13 protein-coding genes are annotated in these 16,779 nt (G+C 49.0%); 2 read left to right on the top strand and 11 right to left on the bottom strand.

The window, feature by feature from the left end:
* Positions 1–412 precede the first annotated feature (412 nt).
* The 5 genes from fucP to fucI all read right to left on the bottom strand — a co-directional run bounded on the left by fucP (position 413) and on the right by fucI (position 6,076).
* The gene (fucP, locus tag AC5RDV_RS06455; protein ID WP_008625750.1) at positions 413–1,729 is read right to left on the bottom strand and encodes an L-fucose:H+ symporter permease; all 1,317 of its coding nucleotides are present in this window, start codon (positions 1,727–1,729) and stop codon (positions 413–415) included.
* A gap of 35 nt (positions 1,730–1,764) precedes the next feature.
* Positions 1,765–2,142, bottom strand: coding sequence for an L-rhamnose mutarotase (locus AC5RDV_RS06450; protein WP_008625752.1), 378 nt, complete (start codon positions 2,140–2,142; stop codon positions 1,765–1,767).
* A 7-nt stretch (positions 2,143–2,149) separates the two neighbouring features.
* Complete coding sequence (locus AC5RDV_RS06445; protein WP_282748381.1) at positions 2,150–3,538, bottom strand: rhamnulokinase; 1,389 nt, start codon at positions 3,536–3,538, stop codon at positions 2,150–2,152.
* A complete protein-coding gene (locus AC5RDV_RS06440) occupies positions 3,535–4,170 on the bottom strand; it encodes a class II aldolase/adducin family protein (RefSeq protein ID WP_282748382.1) in 636 nt (211 codons plus the stop codon). The genes AC5RDV_RS06445 and AC5RDV_RS06440 overlap by 4 nt, the downstream gene beginning before the upstream one ends.
* A 133-nt stretch (positions 4,171–4,303) precedes the next feature.
* Positions 4,304–6,076 carry an L-fucose isomerase gene (gene fucI / locus AC5RDV_RS06435; protein WP_282748383.1) on the bottom strand — a complete coding sequence of 591 codons (1,773 nt, stop codon included), beginning with the start codon at positions 6,074–6,076 and terminating at the stop codon, positions 4,304–4,306.
* A 225-nt stretch (positions 6,077–6,301) separates the two neighbouring features.
* Here fucI and AC5RDV_RS06430 point away from each other — a divergent pair, with 225 nt between their 5' ends.
* Both AC5RDV_RS06430 and AC5RDV_RS06425 read left to right on the top strand, forming a co-directional pair.
* The gene (locus tag AC5RDV_RS06430; protein WP_008625757.1) at positions 6,302–7,165 is read left to right on the top strand and encodes a helix-turn-helix domain-containing protein; all 864 of its coding nucleotides are present in this window, start codon (positions 6,302–6,304) and stop codon (positions 7,163–7,165) included.
* Between the two features lie 9 nt (positions 7,166–7,174).
* A complete protein-coding gene (locus tag AC5RDV_RS06425; protein WP_008625759.1) occupies positions 7,175–8,743 on the top strand; it encodes a hypothetical protein in 1,569 nt (522 codons plus the stop codon).
* Here AC5RDV_RS06425 and ispF read toward each other — a convergent pair.
* The 6 genes from ispF to rpsB form a co-directional block, all read right to left on the bottom strand.
* On the bottom strand, positions 8,730–9,209 hold the full coding sequence (gene ispF / locus AC5RDV_RS06420; protein WP_282748384.1) for a 2-C-methyl-D-erythritol 2,4-cyclodiphosphate synthase: 480 nt from the start codon (positions 9,207–9,209) through the stop codon (positions 8,730–8,732). The two genes, AC5RDV_RS06425 and ispF, sit on opposite strands and share 14 nt — an antisense overlap.
* Before the next feature lie 16 nt (positions 9,210–9,225).
* Positions 9,226–10,404 carry a type IX secretion system outer membrane channel protein PorV gene (gene porV, locus AC5RDV_RS06415; RefSeq protein WP_130893410.1) on the bottom strand — a complete coding sequence of 393 codons (1,179 nt, stop codon included), beginning with the start codon at positions 10,402–10,404 and terminating at the stop codon, positions 9,226–9,228.
* A 46-nt stretch (positions 10,405–10,450) separates the two neighbouring features.
* Positions 10,451–14,254 carry a type IX secretion system sortase PorU gene (porU, locus tag AC5RDV_RS06410; protein WP_130893411.1) on the bottom strand — a complete coding sequence of 1,268 codons (3,804 nt, stop codon included), beginning with the start codon at positions 14,252–14,254 and terminating at the stop codon, positions 10,451–10,453.
* Positions 14,255–14,258: 4 nt separating this feature from the next.
* Positions 14,259–14,876, bottom strand: a complete 618-nt coding sequence (locus tag AC5RDV_RS06405; RefSeq protein ID WP_130893412.1) for a fumarylacetoacetate hydrolase family protein — start codon at positions 14,874–14,876, stop codon at positions 14,259–14,261.
* Positions 14,877–15,030: 154 nt separating this feature from the next.
* Complete coding sequence (gene tsf / locus AC5RDV_RS06400; RefSeq protein WP_008625764.1) at positions 15,031–15,855, bottom strand: translation elongation factor Ts; 825 nt, start codon at positions 15,853–15,855, stop codon at positions 15,031–15,033.
* 34 nt (positions 15,856–15,889) lie between these two features.
* A complete protein-coding gene (rpsB, locus tag AC5RDV_RS06395; protein ID WP_008625765.1) occupies positions 15,890–16,708 on the bottom strand; it encodes a 30S ribosomal protein S2 in 819 nt (272 codons plus the stop codon).
* Positions 16,709–16,779: the final 71 nt, after the last annotated feature.

The raw sequence follows: 16,779 nt of genomic DNA, 5'->3' as shown, positions 1-16,779 counted from the left end.
CAACGTCCGCATACCGACGCGCCAACGGGCTGTCCGCAGCATTCGGAAACGGGCATACCCCCCTTTTTTCCCACAGAACGGAAACGGATATTGTAAAAAACCGGATGACACAATGCCCGGAAAGTGCCGCAAAAGTCTTACGCATCCTTCACCAACGAGCGCACGATATTTCCCTCCATGATGCCAAAAGTACCCTCAAACAGCCTTACGACTGACACAAAGGTTCGGGCAAGGCACGCGAGAATCGCGTCTTTCCATACGATTACGCCCCTACCCTCAAAAAACGGAATCTTCAAGAGGCAGAAGTGGCAATTTGACAAAAAGACAAAAGAACATAAGAACAACAAACTTCAGGGCTTGAAAATATGTGCTTATGTTCTTCTGTCTAAAACCTATTATAATCCAACCGGACTTATGCCCAACCCTTCCGGTAAGCCCTGTGTCCATAGATCGTCACGACGACAAAGCAAACGAACGGAAGGACAAAAGACAGGTTGACGGCAGGCATGCCCCAAAGCGTGTGCAGGTCGATAATGGCAGCCTGCACCGGCGGCAACACCGAACCGCCCAAAATAGCCATAATCAAACCGGCAGCACCGAACTTGGCATCATCCCCCAACCCTTGCAGGGCTATACCGTAAATCGTCGGGAACATGAGCGACATACAAGCCGAAATGCCTACCAGGCAATACATGCCCCACACATCCTGCAAGAAAATCACTCCTATGGCCAACACCCCGGCCACGACGGCCAACGTACGCAACAGGAGCCCCGGATTGAGGTAACGCAGGAGGAACGTACAAATGAAACGGCTCGTACAGAAAATGGCCATCGCTATGATATTATACTTTTGCGACAAGACCTCGGCAGCCTGTTCTTCCATTCCCGTCTCCATAAACAAGCGCGTACCATATTGGATGATAAAAGTCCAACACATGATTTGCGCCCCCACGTAGAAAAACTGCGCCAATACGCCCTCACGATAACGCGGCACAGCGAAAATACGCTTCAGAGTGGGAACAAAATCAATATTGTGGGTCTGGTCATTGTTACGTGGCATCTTCGTGAAACGGATGAGCAACAATACGCCTAACGTCACCAAGCCTATCATCAAATAAGGAGCTATCAATGTGGACAAATCGGCATCTCGGATGGCAACAAAATCGGCATCGGAAAGTTGGGCGCGTTCTGCCGTGTCCATCGGATGCAAACGGTTCTGTATGAAATTCATCGCCACATACATACCCAACAAGGAACCCATCGGATTGAAAGCCTGCGCCAGATTAAGCCGACGCGTGGCCGTTTCTTCCGCCCCCATGGACAATATATAAGGATTACTACTGGTTTCCAAAAACGACAACCCGCAAGTCAGGATAAAATAGGCCAACAGGAAAGGATAGTAATCTCCGGTCAACTTGGCAGGGAAAAACAAAAAAGCCCCTAACGCGTACAAACCCAATCCCATCATGACACCAGCCTTATAAGAATACTTACGAATAAATATCGCCGCCGGGAAGGCCATGGCAAAATACCCCCCGTAGAAAGCCACCTGCACGAGTGCCCCTTCGGTAACGCTCATACGGAAAATCTTGGAAAAGGCCTTCACCATAGGGTTCGTTATATCATTGGCGAACCCCCATAGCGCAAAACAACTCGTAATCAAAATAAAAGGGATGAGAGCCGCCCATGTGCCATCACCGACAATCTTTTTCTTTTCGATGCTTTTCATGTCTTGTTTTTATTAGCTTTGTCTATTACTGTTTTCTATTCATAAAGGTAAAACATCCTCTCCATCGGCTTCCACTTTTCCGCAGAAGAGGCACCCGGATCAGCTTGTTGGAATACGGACATATAGTCTTCCCATTCTTGTTGGCGTGGCAGTGTGGCCAGTTTGGCCATGGCCTCATCCCAATCGAAATCCAACGGGGTCTCCACAATCATGAAGAGCTTAGTGCCCAAGATGTAGATTTCCATCTCCAAAATACCCACCTCGCGGATGCCCTGCCGGATTTCCGGCCAAGCTTCCTCACGACTATGGCGCCGACGATACTCGGCAACCAATTCGGGATTGTCCCGCAACTCCAATGTTTGACAATAACGCTTAACCGGTGCGTTATATTGCTTTACTTGATAACCTTTCATGTTTTTTTTAGATTATAATGTGAATTTCGTTCTTGTTCTTGATTTTTCCGCACGCTTCGACCTGTACCAACAGGTTGCCGATAGCCGTAGCCTCTACAGGACCGGACAATACAGGAATACCCGTAGCCTCTTCCGTCAGGCGGTTGAGCAAATGATTGCGGCATCCGCCGCCGATGACATGCAGGCACTCCACCGGCCGGGACAACAAGGCGTTCATTTGTTGTATCCCCATCCGGTAACGCTCAGCCAACGACTGCAACACGCAACGCACATATTCACCTTGCGTGACCGGTACTTTCGTTCCCCGGGCTCGGCAATAGCCCGCAATAGCCTTTTCCATATCAGCCGGATGCTTGAAATCCGGTGCATCGACATCTATGGACGATACGTCTTCTACTTGTTCCGCCCCAGCTATCAGGAAATCATAGTCGGCACGCCATCCCCGGGCTTCCCATTGACGGACGAGGCACTGCAATATCCACAAGCCCGTGATGTTTTGCAGGAAACGGATACGGCCACCCACTCCGCCTTCGTTGGTAAACCCTGCACGACGGGCTTCTTCGGTCAACACAGGTTCATCCAAAGCGACCCCTAGCAACGACCACGTGCCGGAGCTGAGAAAAGCACTGACCGCCTCCTTTCCCTTGCGGAAAGGAACGGCATGCACGGCACTGGCCGTATCGTGAGAACCTACGGCCACCACCTTGACTCCCGGGGACAAACCGACTTCGGCAGCCACCTCCGGGCACAACGTCCCACGGACAGTTCCCGGCTCCAACAACTCGCCGAACAGATGTTCCGGAAAGCCCAGTTCACGTATCAGCGGCATGTTCCATGTTCGTTTACGTGCATCCAAAAGTTCGGATGTCGATGCGATACAATATTCATTGCCGGGTACGCCAGTCAGATAATAGGCAAACAAATCGGGCATGAAAAGCAAGTGGCGGGCTTCGCGCAACCAAGCTTCATTCTCTTTTTTCCGGGCATAGAGTTGGAACATCGTATTGATGGGCATCACCTGTATGCCGGTTTCGGCGTAATGCGCCGCCTCGTCTATACGGGCGAACACTTCCGCCGGAGTGTCGGCCGTGGAAGCGTCGCGGTAACACAAGGGATTCCCCATCAGGTTGCCGGCCCTGTCCACCAACCCGTAGTCCACACCCCACGTGTCGATACCGATGCTTTCCACATCGGCATACTTGGCCGCAGCACGGCGCAGACCCTCTTTCATCTCCTCGAACAAGGCAGGGAAGTCCCAGTACACATGTCCGCCCAACCGTACTTGCCGGTTGGGGAAGCGATGCAATTCGTCCAGTTCCAACTGCCCGCCGGACACGCGCCCGGCTATCACCCGTCCGCTTCCGGCTCCGAAATCCACAGCCAAGAACGTACTCATGGTTTCTTGCCCAATATGTAAGTTTCCAAATCGTCTATTTCTTCCTGCGAAAGGACTTCATAACGGCCTCCCGAGAGCACGATGATGCGGCAGGCCATCTCGAAGAACATGGCACGCTCGAAAGCCTGGTCGAAATCCTTCCCGCACACCACCTGCCCATGCTTGCGCAGCAAACAGGAATTATGGTCTTTCAGAGCTGCCTTCACCTGCTCCGCCAACTCAGGAGAACCGGGACGGAAATAAGGAATCACGGGTATCTCGCTCCCCACGTGGCAAGGCACCTCCGCCGTCACGTTGAAGTTTCGGGGTATCTCCTTCATACAGGCCACCGCCGTAGCGTAAGGCGACTGGAAGTGGAGCACGACATCCACATCGGGACGTTCGCGCAGGACACCGAGATGGAATCCGCTCTCCATCGAGGGCTTCACCCCGTTCAAGACTTCCCCGTCGGCCACACGGCATACGGCTACTTTCTCTTTTGTCAAAGAGGGCACCCAGGAACCGGTACCAGACACCAAAGCCTCCTCTCCGATGCGCCAGGACAGATTGCCACTGCTGCAAACGGTCAAACCGGCATCCCCCACACGGTGAGCCTGAGCTATGAATTTTTCTATTTGTTCTGCGGTAATCATATTCTTTTCAGTTTTTCAAAGCCATTAATACATTAATATGAAAAATAGACGGCAAGGCCGGACAAGGAAACTTTCACAAGTTTCCTTGTCCGGACATCCCGCCAACTTTCAAACACTAAACATTATTCACTTATCATTTATAAATAGGACCATATACCTGACATGCCCGATAATCAGCCCCTTCTTTGTCCATGCCGAACGCATTCCACGCCGCCGGACGGAAAATCTTGTCTTCCTCCACATTGTGCATGCAGACGGGAATGCGGAGCATCGAAGCCAACGTGATCAAATCTTGCCCGATGTGGCCGTAACTGATGGCTCCATGGTTGGCTCCCCAGTTGTTCATCACGGAATAGACATCACGGAAAGCCGGTTTGTCGCACAAACGGGGCACGAACCAAGTCGTAGGCCAAGTGGGGTCGGTACGCTTGTTGAGCACTTCATGGATTTCCGAATCCACATCGGCCGTCCATCCTTCAGCAATCTGAAGCACAGGGCCTAATCCTTTCACTAAGTTCAGTCGCGACATGGTAACAGGCATTCCTCCTTTCGACAAAAAATTGCTAGAGAAACCGCCTCCACGGAAATAATCACGGTCGGCCGGCAACCAGTTAGTGGCCTTCAGGCAAGCCTCAGCGTCTTTTTCCGTCATCTCCCAACAAGGTTTCATGCAGGGTTTGCCTGCCGCATCGGTACTTTCACCCGTGGCATCCAACGTGGTGGCACCCGAGTTAATCAAATGAATCATGCCCCCCGCTGCCAGACCGGTCAGTTCTTTTCCCGTCACACGTTTCACGGCTTCGGGACTCCAATATGTACGCACATCACTGAACATCTGCCCGCAACCGGTCAGCAGGTTGCCGAACAACATGGCCACTGCGTTGCAGGAGTCGTTTTCAGTAGCCAATACGTATGCCTTGCGGATACCGTTCCAGTCGAACGTGCTGCACATCAAAGCTTCCGTGAAATCCCCATTGGGCTTCCAGTCCGTCCACTGACGCTGTCCTTGGAAACCTGCAGCAATGGCATTATGCCCGATGGCCTCTTCCTTGAAGCCCATCTCACGAAGCCGGGGATTACCCTGCATCAGATCACGGACGATAAGGGTCATTTTCACGACAAATTCCCAATCAGCATCTTTCTGTTCCCGGGTTTTCTGCCGTTCGGGACGGTTTTTATCCCAACCTTCTTTCGACTTGCAATACTGCTCCGTCCATGCCATAGCTTTATCATATTCTTCGTGGTCATATATTCCCTCTTCCATGCGACGCAGGATTTCGGTCTCGTCCACACTTTCATTGCGCATGCCCAAATATTCCTGAAAGAAATTCTGGTCCACGATACTGCCTGCAATACCCATGCACTGGCTGCCGATGGACAAATAGCTTTGCCCGCGCATCTGGGCCACAGCCACGGCTGCACGCGTCCAACGCAATATCTTTTCGGCCACGTCGGCCGGAATGGAATTGTCATCCAAATCTTGCACGTCATGCCCATAGATGCCGAAAGCGGGCAATCCTTTTTGAGCGTGCCCGGCCAATACGGCAGCCAAATATACGGCTCCCGGACGCTCGGTCCCGTTAAAGCCCCATACGGCTTTCGGCCAATAAGGATTCATGTCCATCGTCTCCGAGCCATAACACCAACAGGAAGTTACGGTAATCGTAGCCCCTACCCCCTCGCGCTCGAATTTCCCGGCACAGGCCGCACTCTCGCCTACGCGCCCTATTGTGCCGTCGGCAATCACGCATTCCACCGGCGTACCGTCGCTATACTTCACGTGCGAAGAAATCAAATCTGCGACAGCCCGAGCCAAACTCATGGTCTTGTCTTCCAAACTTTCGCGGACACCGCCCTGCCGACCGTCGATGGTCGGACGAATACCAATCTTAGGATACTTGTTCATAATATTAAAGGTAGTTTTTGAATAATCATATTGCGGAAAACACTCTCTTGTCCATCCGATGCAAAATTAGTGATTCCATTTCCGGGAAAATGGTACTAAGCCGTCAAAGAATAGGATTATATCGACTTCTTATCTTTCCCAACGAAGAAAAAACATCGTGCAAGCCTCTTTGGTCAAAAGCTTTTTCATTATCTTTGCCTCCGTAAAAGCCGAAATACAAAATCTATGAACAACGACATCGACCAAATGCACTTCCTCGTGCTTCATATCGGAGAAGCTTGTTGCAGAGAGAATTGGAACTACAAAAACATCTGTAGTCCGTTCACCCGAATATATTACGTAACGAAAGGCTACGCACAAATCGAGTTACCCGACAAAAAACAAGATTTGCACCCCGGATTTATGTATATTATTCCGGCCTTTACCACACACAGTTACGTTTGCCATGGAGAGTTTTGCCATTATTATATCCACATCTATAATGAATCCGACCACGATATTCTGGAAGACTGGGAACTCCCGACAGAAATCCGGACGGCAAATGAAATGCTTTCCTACATCCGGAAATTGAATAAACTGTGCCCGGGATTGGAACTTACGCAAACCGATCCGCAATATTATGACAATAGTCCGGCACTTACCCGCAATATCCTGAAGAACAAACAGCGGGAACTGTATGCACGGGTGGAATCCCGCGGCATCATCTACCAATTATTGGCAGAATTCCTGCATCAGGCACAACCGAAAAAATACGTAGCCGACGAACGTATCACCCGGGTTTTGGCTTATATACGCACGCATCTGAATGCCAAACCGGACATTGAAGCTTTGGCTACTCTATCCTGCCTGTCCAAAGACCACCTGATCAGAATCTTCAAACGGGAAATGAGAATGACACCTTTATGCTATATCAACAAGAAAAGAATGGAGAAAGCACAACTTCGCCTAGTGACGGAGTTGACTCCAATTAAGGAAATAGCTTACCAACTGGGCTTTGAAGACCAAGCTTATTTCAACCGTATCTTCAAAAAAACGACGGGACTGACTCCGATGAATTACCGTAAAGCTTATCATAACCAAACATTATAAGAAACAAACATGGAAGAACCGACTTCTCTCCCTGCACATTGGACACAAAAGACATGCTGCGCATGGCCCATCCTCCTCGTTTTCTTTTTGGCCCTTCTCACCAGACTATATTGGATACACGAAAAGGAATACTTATACGGTGATGACCCTACCTCTATCAGCCTTGCTTACAACCTGCCAGGATGGGGGAAGAAGACATTTGAGGTCGGACAAATCCTTACAGGAAAGGAGCTACGCCAACAATGTTACATCGATGACCGTGGAGGACCGGAAGGCTTGTGGGACGATTTGGCCGCATTACATCATGACAATAGGGACGGCTCGCATGCCAGCCTCTATTATATGGCACTACGTTGTGCGCTGACGGGAGTGAACACCCCATCGACAGACGTGCTTATCCGTCGCTGTTGCGGGTTGAACCTTGTGTTTTTCGGCCTGTCTTTCCTGTCCATGGTACTCTTCTTGCGCATGTTATTTCCCGGAAAAACCATGTTGACGGCTTTCTGCCTGCTATTAGCCTATATGAATCCTGTATCCGTTTCAAATGTCCTACAGGCTCGCGAATACCTCATGGCTGAATGGCTGTTTGCCCTTTGGGCCTATTGGTGCCTGCGAGCAGCCTCACGCATCCACAACCAACAGACAATTTGGACACCAGGCATTTCCATAGGTGGTCTTGCCATATCAGCCGCCTTATTGTCATGCGGATACTTCAATGCCTTGTTCTTCGGATTTTCCCTCTTATGCCTTGCAGTATACAGCTACCGTCAACACGCTTACAAGGACTTGGGCTTTTACCCGGTCCTGGGAATAGCTAGCCTACTCTTATGCGTACTCCTTTATGAAGGTTTCTTCAATTTCCTGCATGATGCCCGCGCAACGGAAGTAGCAGATAAAATGCAAGGCAGTGACTGGCTTAGCAATTTGAGACTTACCGTAATAGGATTGGCCTACATCACCGCCTTGCGCATACTCACCCCCGTATGGGGAATAGCCATTATTCTCTGCTTGGCAACTCTCCTTGTTCGCAAACCGAAACAACCGTTCCATTTCCACCGGTTACCAGGTGCATGGCTATTTGCCTGTGCTATGGCATGGGCCGTAGTTATCATGTGGATGGCCAACTGGAAAGCGACTCGGTATATCAGCCCTTCCGTTCCGCTGTGCTTAGTGGCTGTGGCTTACTATCTCGCCTTGGGCTTGCAGCGCGCCCCCAAAGTCTTGGCCGGCATATTCGTGGCGGCGTTTATCGCTTATGCATGGTGCGAACGCCCCATGGAATACGTGAATCGCACCTCGGACAGAGAATGGCCGTCACACGCGAAACGAATCTTGCTTTACGGTCCCGACCATGAAGAAAAGAACACCCTTCTCCTTATAACCCACTTCATCGGTGACAAGCAAGAAATCGCCATTGTGGAACACGCAACTGACATCCGACATTATGCCACAAAAGAAGACACGACCATCTACGTGTACGGCGCAAAAAACAACCCGGACTTACAAGCCGAGCCGGGATATAAAACAGAAAAAGTGTTCGACGATTGGTTGAGCGTCTATACTTTTAACTTTCAATAAGCACGGTAGCGTATGCAGAAATACCTTCTTCACGCCCAGTAAAACCTAACTTTTCTGTCGTTGTGGCTTTTACAGACACGTCATCTGCATCAATGCCCATCACATCAGCCAGACAAGCTTGCATGGCGGGAATATGAGGTTTCAACTTCGGACGCTCTGTACAAACCGTGGCATCGACGTTTCCCACACGGTAGCCTTTCGTGCCAATCAGTTCCACCGTCTTGCGCAACAAGATTTTACTGTCGATATTATGGAATTCCTCTCCCGTATCCGGGAAATGGTAGCCGATATCTCTCATATTGGCTGCCCCGAGAAGGGCATCGCAGATGGCATGAATCAAGACATCAGCATCGCTATGCCCCAACAGCCCCATGGAGTGCTCCAAACGTATCCCCCCCAACCATAATTCACGTCCTTCTACCAAACGGTGTACGTCGAAACCGAAACCCACTCTAATCTTTCCCATGATTTACCCTTTACGATTAACGACGGCGACCGAACAAATCTTTCATGCCGTCCAAATCAAAACCTAAAGTGAAACGCATGGTCTGGTCAAGCGGATTGCTTTGAGCCGTAGAGAATACGTAACCGGCATCCAACGAGAATACACTCATCCGAAAACCGGCTCCCACGGTGAAATACTTGCGGTTTCCCTTGTTTTCGCTCTCGTGATGGTAACCGGCGCGAAGCGAAAAGCGGTCATTATAGATATACTCCAGGCCCATGCTCCATTGTATCTCTTGCATTTCTTCCTTAAAACCGTTGGGAGCATCACCGAAACTCTTGAAAATACCGGCAATAGGGGATATATCGTAATAATCCCGCTGTACACGATCCGTATAATCCTGATCGGCCTCGCCTTCGTTCTGTTTCGGATAAGTCGGCACCAAAAGCTTATTGGCATCAGCCGCAATGGAAAACTTGTTATACTCATTTATAGGAATGAGGAAATTGACTCCCAAACGCAAATTCGTCGGGATGAACTCGGAGTTATCATCTCCACCGTAAGAAATCTTACTACCGATATTACTGATGTTCAACCCGATGCCCATGTTCCACTCCCGCGTACGCCCCGTAAAATAACGGTTCCAATAAAGTGCTATGTCCGCAGCAAAAGCTTTACCGGGACTCGTCTCATCAGAATAATCGTATGTAATGTCTGACAAAATGAAACGCAAGGCAACCGCAGCCGAGAAATTCTCGCTCAACATTCGAGAATAAGCCACATCCACCGACATTTCATACGGGCTGATTGTCATGTCACCTGTCCCATCATCTGTGCTGCTCGTAGAAACTTCACCCAAAGAAAAGTAACGCAAAGAAGCACTCAACGCCTGATAATCACCAATACGGTAGAAACCGCTCACGTATGCCAGGTTTATATCATTGACCAACTGGCGCAACCAAGGCGTATAATTCACGGCAACTCCTGCCCGTCCGATACAAAAAGGGTACTTAGCCGGATTCCAATACTGCGAACTCACGTCCGGATCCGTAGCCGCCCCAAGGTCGCCCATCGCACCGCCACGCGCATCCGGTGCGATGGATTGAGAGGTCACACTGGTGGTTACGGGGTTGAACATGTTTTTTTTGTCCTGTGCATGTAGCGACAACATCGTGCCACCCCACAGGCACAAAATAGCAAACAGATATTTCTTCATACTGGTTTTCTTTCTTTTTCACATGATAAAATAACGCGAGGCTTTTCTATTTATTGCCCAGTATAATGATTTTATTCGCACGGGAAACAGCCTTGCTATCCGACGTGGACACATAAGCCCTATACAGATAGACCCCGGTGGAAAGCGGCATGCCGGTAGATGTCGTCAAATTCCAATCCACCCGATAAATACCGTCTTCCGACATGCCCTGTTCCGTATGCGTCCAAAGTTTACGTCCTGCAAAGTCGAACACTTCGAGCGTAAACTCGCATTCCGCACCCGGACGGTCGTAACGCATAATAAACGTAGTCTGCTCACGGGCAGGATTGTTCGTGCAAGTCAAATTTATCAAATCAGGACTAAGACTGCTGTCCACATTAAAATCCAAAGTCACGGTGGAGGAATTATTCATCACATCCCATGCCCGGAAAGTCAAGGTATGCTTGCCATTCGGCAATGCAGGTATGACGTAAGCCAGTTGCCCCCTCCGGTAATCACCGAAATCACTTACGTAATCATTATTCAAAATATAAGTCATAGCAGGATCTCCGTCTATCGTAAGCTCCAAATCATGCCCCACAGCCGTATTGGTCACATTAATCCCACTCTCGTCTTCCAACAATGCCACGAAATAAGGTGAAGCGTTAACCGTTCCCCCTGAAATGAAATCCTCACGGTTCAGATAAGCCGTAATCTTCGGCCCTTCCTTGTCTCCGGACAATTCATCACTGCTACCGCCCACCGTCACATTTTCCGTATACCCGTTAGCCTCACGCCGCTTCTCATTGTCAATCGCGTACAACAAAACCCGGCCGGCCTCTCCTGAATACTTGATATCCATCGGTATCGGAAACGTAATGGTAAATTCCCCCTTCTTAATGGAATCGCTACCAGTATACAAACGTTTGTCACGCGTGACATAAACCACGGCAGAATCCGCCTCCCCATCATTATTCAAACAAGTAATAACACTTTCACTATCATATATCATTGCAGAAAGCACACCCGAGTAATCAGGCAACCGGGTACCTGACATATCTGTAACGTGCCCGGAAACACGGGCTATACTTCCTGCTTCAAAATTGGCAAAAGGCAAATCATCCCCGATTTGTGTCCCGTTAATACTATCTATCACGAGTTTGTATTCTGGTACGCCGAGTTTCAAAGCCGGGTCACCCAAAAGGACATAATGGAGTTTGTTAACGGTACCATCATTATTATGTATACAACTAACATATCCTTCACAAACCTCGCAATAATGCGGTGAAAGCAATTCTACTTTAGCCAAACGAACGGCATCTCCTACGGTATTGCGCCGACCATTCATATCTTTCCCCAAGACAGACTTTGTGAAATAACGATTCATCAAACTGTTGGGCGTGGAATACACCGTCCGGGTGGTTCCGTAAAAAGCCACGGCAGCCCCTTTCGGGTTCAGCACAGCCCGCTCTCCGATATTGTCTTCCATCATATCAAAAGGATTCACATCACAGGCAGCCGTAATCCACAACGGCAAATTAGGTGAAGAAAAAGAAGAAAAATCAGCCAGTTTCAGCACCAACTCATGCGACAACTCACGCGGGTTTCCATGACCCGAATAATTCATCATCAGGCATCCCTCCTCCATCTGTTGCTTAATGTCCGCCGTCACAGCGGGGTAAGAATATCCGGAAGCACTGGCTTCCCTTTTATAAGCATCCCAATAAATACGGTTTACCTGCATGTCGGCATGTTCTTCTTCCACCTGCTTTGCAATAAGTTCGGCCTTCACTATATGGTCATTGTTATCTCCATCGTCACCCATCACACAAATCACATTTCTCCAAGAGCCGGCATACTTGTTCTCCATATAACCGACGGTCTTGTCCACCAAAATCTTGGCTTCTGCCTCCGTTGTAACTGGGAAACGGCCGATTCCCAAATCCACCTTATCCATCATCAAATCACCTCCTTCACCATCATCCAAAAGCCCGAAATAGTCTTCCATCACGAAACTGGAAGTATGGCTGAGAGAATTCTCCGATTCGTAACAAAGCAGATAATCATCCGGATTAAGGCCACGCGTGTCGGCTGTTACCATACGGTTGTCCCATACACCGTCGCCGAATAACAAAAGGTAGCGGGGCATATCGGCATCTGTCGCCGCACGATCATACAGCATTTTCATAAAACGGCGATAGGCCGTAGCATCCGGTGTACCGGAAGAGAATTCATTATAAATCTGGTCGGCACGTACAATTTGTACGCGCAAGCCATCCAGACGCCGATGAGCCTCGGCCAAGCGTTCCGCCTGCGCATAAAGTTTGCCGCTAGCCGGAATGATGATAATCATGTCGGTAGCAGGCATAGCATGCAAATTTTGATTGGACACCTCACCGATATAAGACGGTGATGGAAAATCCGCATTCACATCCACTGCCACATATTCCAAGGTCGGATCGGATACAGGAACCGTATAGGTGGAACCGGACCATGTGCCTTGAAACTCCACCATAGGATTGCCCCTACGTCCCAAACACCACAACTTCAATCCGCTCCTCCCATTAGCATCTATCACAAAATTACTGGAGGAAGTTTCTGTATGACGAATATACAGAAAAGCATCCCGCATTTTGAGTCGCCTGCGGTAACACAACTCGAGATAGCCCAAACGGGCATCTACCCCGGCCGTAGAAACCAAAGTGACTTGGGTCCCCGTCGTTCCTTCACGCAAGGTATTCAATGTATAAGTCTGGGTTCCCTCCTTGGCAGCATCGTATTCTCCAGACGCCGTAATTGTTATAGGATTCAATGGCACGCCGTCCACCGTCGGCTGCACGGAAGAACTTCCGCCAGTGGTATGTGCCGTAAAATTCACTTTCAAAGAACCACCCGCAGAGGCAACGGGATCCACGACCGGCAACTGATAAGTATGCGAATTGGAAGAGGCGTAACTGACAGACTCGTAAAAGTTACGCCCCGACTGGTACCATGCATATTCTTCTTTTTTATATAATACATTTGCCGGTGTGTAATCCAAATTTTTCTGTGGAGAGCCGGACACGGATGTAACTCCTATAGTTTTGGGCGAATCACCCTCCGTAAGAAAGTAACAAGCTTGTTTTGCAAAAGTATTCACACGGTGGGTCGCCCGCCCCCTACGGTCCGTAGCCGACCACGAAATCACCCCCTTGCCGAAAAACAGAAGTCCCCGTTCATCACGATAAAGAGGGACTTCTTCCAAATCGTCAAAATCCGTATCGGCATCTATCACTTCGTCCTGCACATGCCCCCCATAGCCATACAACTTCACCCGGGAAGGATCATTAAATCCCATCCGCTTCAAATCAGCAGCAGTCAGGCGGTACACCCCATCTTCCGTAATACCGATCTTCACCCAACGCCCCTGCGACAACACCGAATTAGCGGCATATCTTTCCGCTGCCGTCTTTTCCTCCGCGACCGACAAAGCCCTCGTATGTGCTTTCGGACTGCGAACTATATTCATTTTGAAACTCGCCAACTTATAATATTTCCCTCCACGCCGTACGATTGGGACAAAAGCCACATCCAACACACCCTTCTTCCGGCTTACCGCCACTTGGCAATAAACGTCCGGATTCTCCGGCAAGTCCTTTCCCCATACAGCCACACGCTCCGCTTCCGTTGCGGTCAAACGGACATATTCAGGATAATCCAAACGGACTTCGTAGCGGAAACCACGGTAATCCTCGTCCAAAGGAATCACTTCCGTATATTGGACCGGCAGTGTATCTGGACGCAATATATTCCAATCTACATAAGTAAACTCCTGTGCCCACAAACGTGACATGCACGTCAGAAGCAAGAATATGGCTGTCTTTAATCTCATTCTTTCACCTCACATTAAAATCCAAAACTTTTCGTTCCTGGATATACCCCTGTAAATGTTGGCCCACAGCTACAGGCCCTACCCCCGAAGGCGTGCCGGTAAACAGCAAATCACCTATCTTCAGCGTATAGAAGCGGCTGACGTATGCGATAAGTTCATCTACCGCGAAGAGCATGTCGCCCGAATATCCTTCCTGCACCGTATGCCCGTCAATATCCAAATGGAAAGGTATCTGCTGGATATCCGGGAGTTCTTCCTTGGACACAAAATCCCCGACGACCGCAGAACTGTCGAACCCCTTGCAAAGTTCCCACGGCAGCCCCTCCTTTCTGAACTTCCTCTGCAAATCCCGTGCCGTAAAATCAATCCCCACCGTCACTGCATCATAATAACGATAAGCAAAACGCGGAGCGATGTTCTTGCCTAACCGGCAAATACGGATCACTAATTCAGTTTCGTAATCACACTGTTTCGTGAAATCCGGGATAAAGAAAGGTTTCCCATCCTTCAACAAAGCCGAATCCGGCTTTGCGAAAATTACAGGTTCTTCCGGTTTATATAACGTTCCGTCAAGCTCTTTATTGTGCTTGGCATAGTTCATGCCTACTGCCAGTATCTTCATGACCCTATCTCCTTTTAAATTATACTGCAAAAATACAGATTTATTCTCTACAGCCGCACGCCTTAAAGCTAATAACGCTATTTTAACAAAAAAAGAGCAGGACAATCCGTCGGGATGTCCTGCTCTTCCTCAAAATATATTCGCGTATGAAAAATTATTCGGCACGCAAGGTAAAACGCTTGAAAGCTGTCACCGTACAATCCTTGTCGGCACCCTTCAAATAGTCTGCCACGCTTACCTTATCGTTCTGGATGAAAGCCTGTTTCAACAAGCATTCTTCCTTGAACAGCTTATTCAGACGTCCGGTAGCAATCTTTTCAATCATATTCTCAGGCTTGCCCTCCTGACGTGCCTTGTCAGCAGCGATTTCTTTTTCCTTAGCCAATACGTCTGCCGGATAGTCGCTTTCGTCAATCGAACGGGGATTCATGGCTGCAACCTGCATGGCTACTGCGTGACCATATTCCTCGGCCACTTTCTTGTTCAAAGCAACCATGGTGCAAAGTTGGTTCTTGTTCTGATGGTTGTACACAGCGATGTCCTCACCTTCAATCACCATATAACCGTCCAACTCCATCTTTTCTCCGGTGATACCGCTACGGTCAACCACAGCATCTGCCACAGTCGCCTTACCCATCGGCAAAGCTTTCACCTCGTCCAGAGTCTTGCATTTGTTGGCTACGGCCAAATCAAGAATGTCCTTTGCCAACTTCACAAAGTCTTCGTTCTTGGCTACAAAGTCCGTTTCACACTTCAAAGCGATAATCGCACCGAAACCATTCTCAGCCTTTACTATCACGCAACCTTCTGCAGCCTCGCGGTCTGAACGCTTAGCAGCCACGGCCTGACCTTTTTTACGAATGATTTCCATTGCTTTCTCGATGTCATTGCCTGCCTCTTCCAAAGCTTTCTTGCAATCCATCATACCCGCTCCCGACATTTGGCGGAGCTTGGTAATATCTGCCATTGTAACAGCCATAATCTTTATCTTGTATTACGTGTGATTAAATCTATTATGCTTCAGCCTCGGCCGTCTCGACAGTTTCTTCCGTAGCCTCTTCCGACTTCTCTACACGAGCCTTAGCCGTGCGTTTACGGGGTTTGTTTTCTGCCTCGCCAGCAGCCTCTGCATCCACTTTTTCTGCCTTACGTTCTTCCAAGCCTTCAGCGATAGCCGCACAACAAGCCTCAAGTATCACCTCCACACTCTTGTTTGCATCATCGTTTGCCGGAATAACGAAATCGATGTTGTCCGGATTTGAGTTCGTATCTACGATAGCAAACACGGGGATACCCAAACGGTTAGCTTCGCGGACTGCAATCTGCTCTTTCAACACGTCTACCACGAAAAGTGCAGACGGAAGACGGGTCAAATCGGCAATAGAACCCAAGTTCTTCTCCAATTTGGCACGTTGGCGGGAAATCTGAAGAATCTCGCGCTTTGACAAATTGGAATAAGTCCCGTCAGCCGTCAACTTATCAATATTGGCCATCTTCTTCACAGCCTTGCGGATGGTCGGGAAGTTGGTCAACATACCGCCCGGCCAACGTTCGATCACATAAGGCATGTTCACAGCCGCAGCTTTCTCAGCTACGACCTGCTTAGCTTGTTTTTTAGTAGCAACGAACAAAATCTTCTTTCCCGATTTTGCAATCTGTTTCAAAGCCTCTGCGGCATCGTCGATTTTAGCCACAGTCTTATGGAGGTCGATGATATGGATACCATTACGTTCCATAAAGATATAAGGAGCCATTGCCGGATTCCATTTTCTTTTCAAGTGGCCGAAGTGGCAACCGGCTTCCAATAAGGTATCAAAATTAGTTCTTGACATTGTTTTTTCTTTTTTAATCGTTTACTTTCTTTTTTGTTTTCTCAACCAACCCACAGGTAGTCACTACGGAA

This window comes from Paraprevotella sp. (assembly GCF_986071375.1).
Note: the sequence above shows the minus strand (reverse complement) of the source record. Positions and strands in the feature narration are given on the sequence as shown.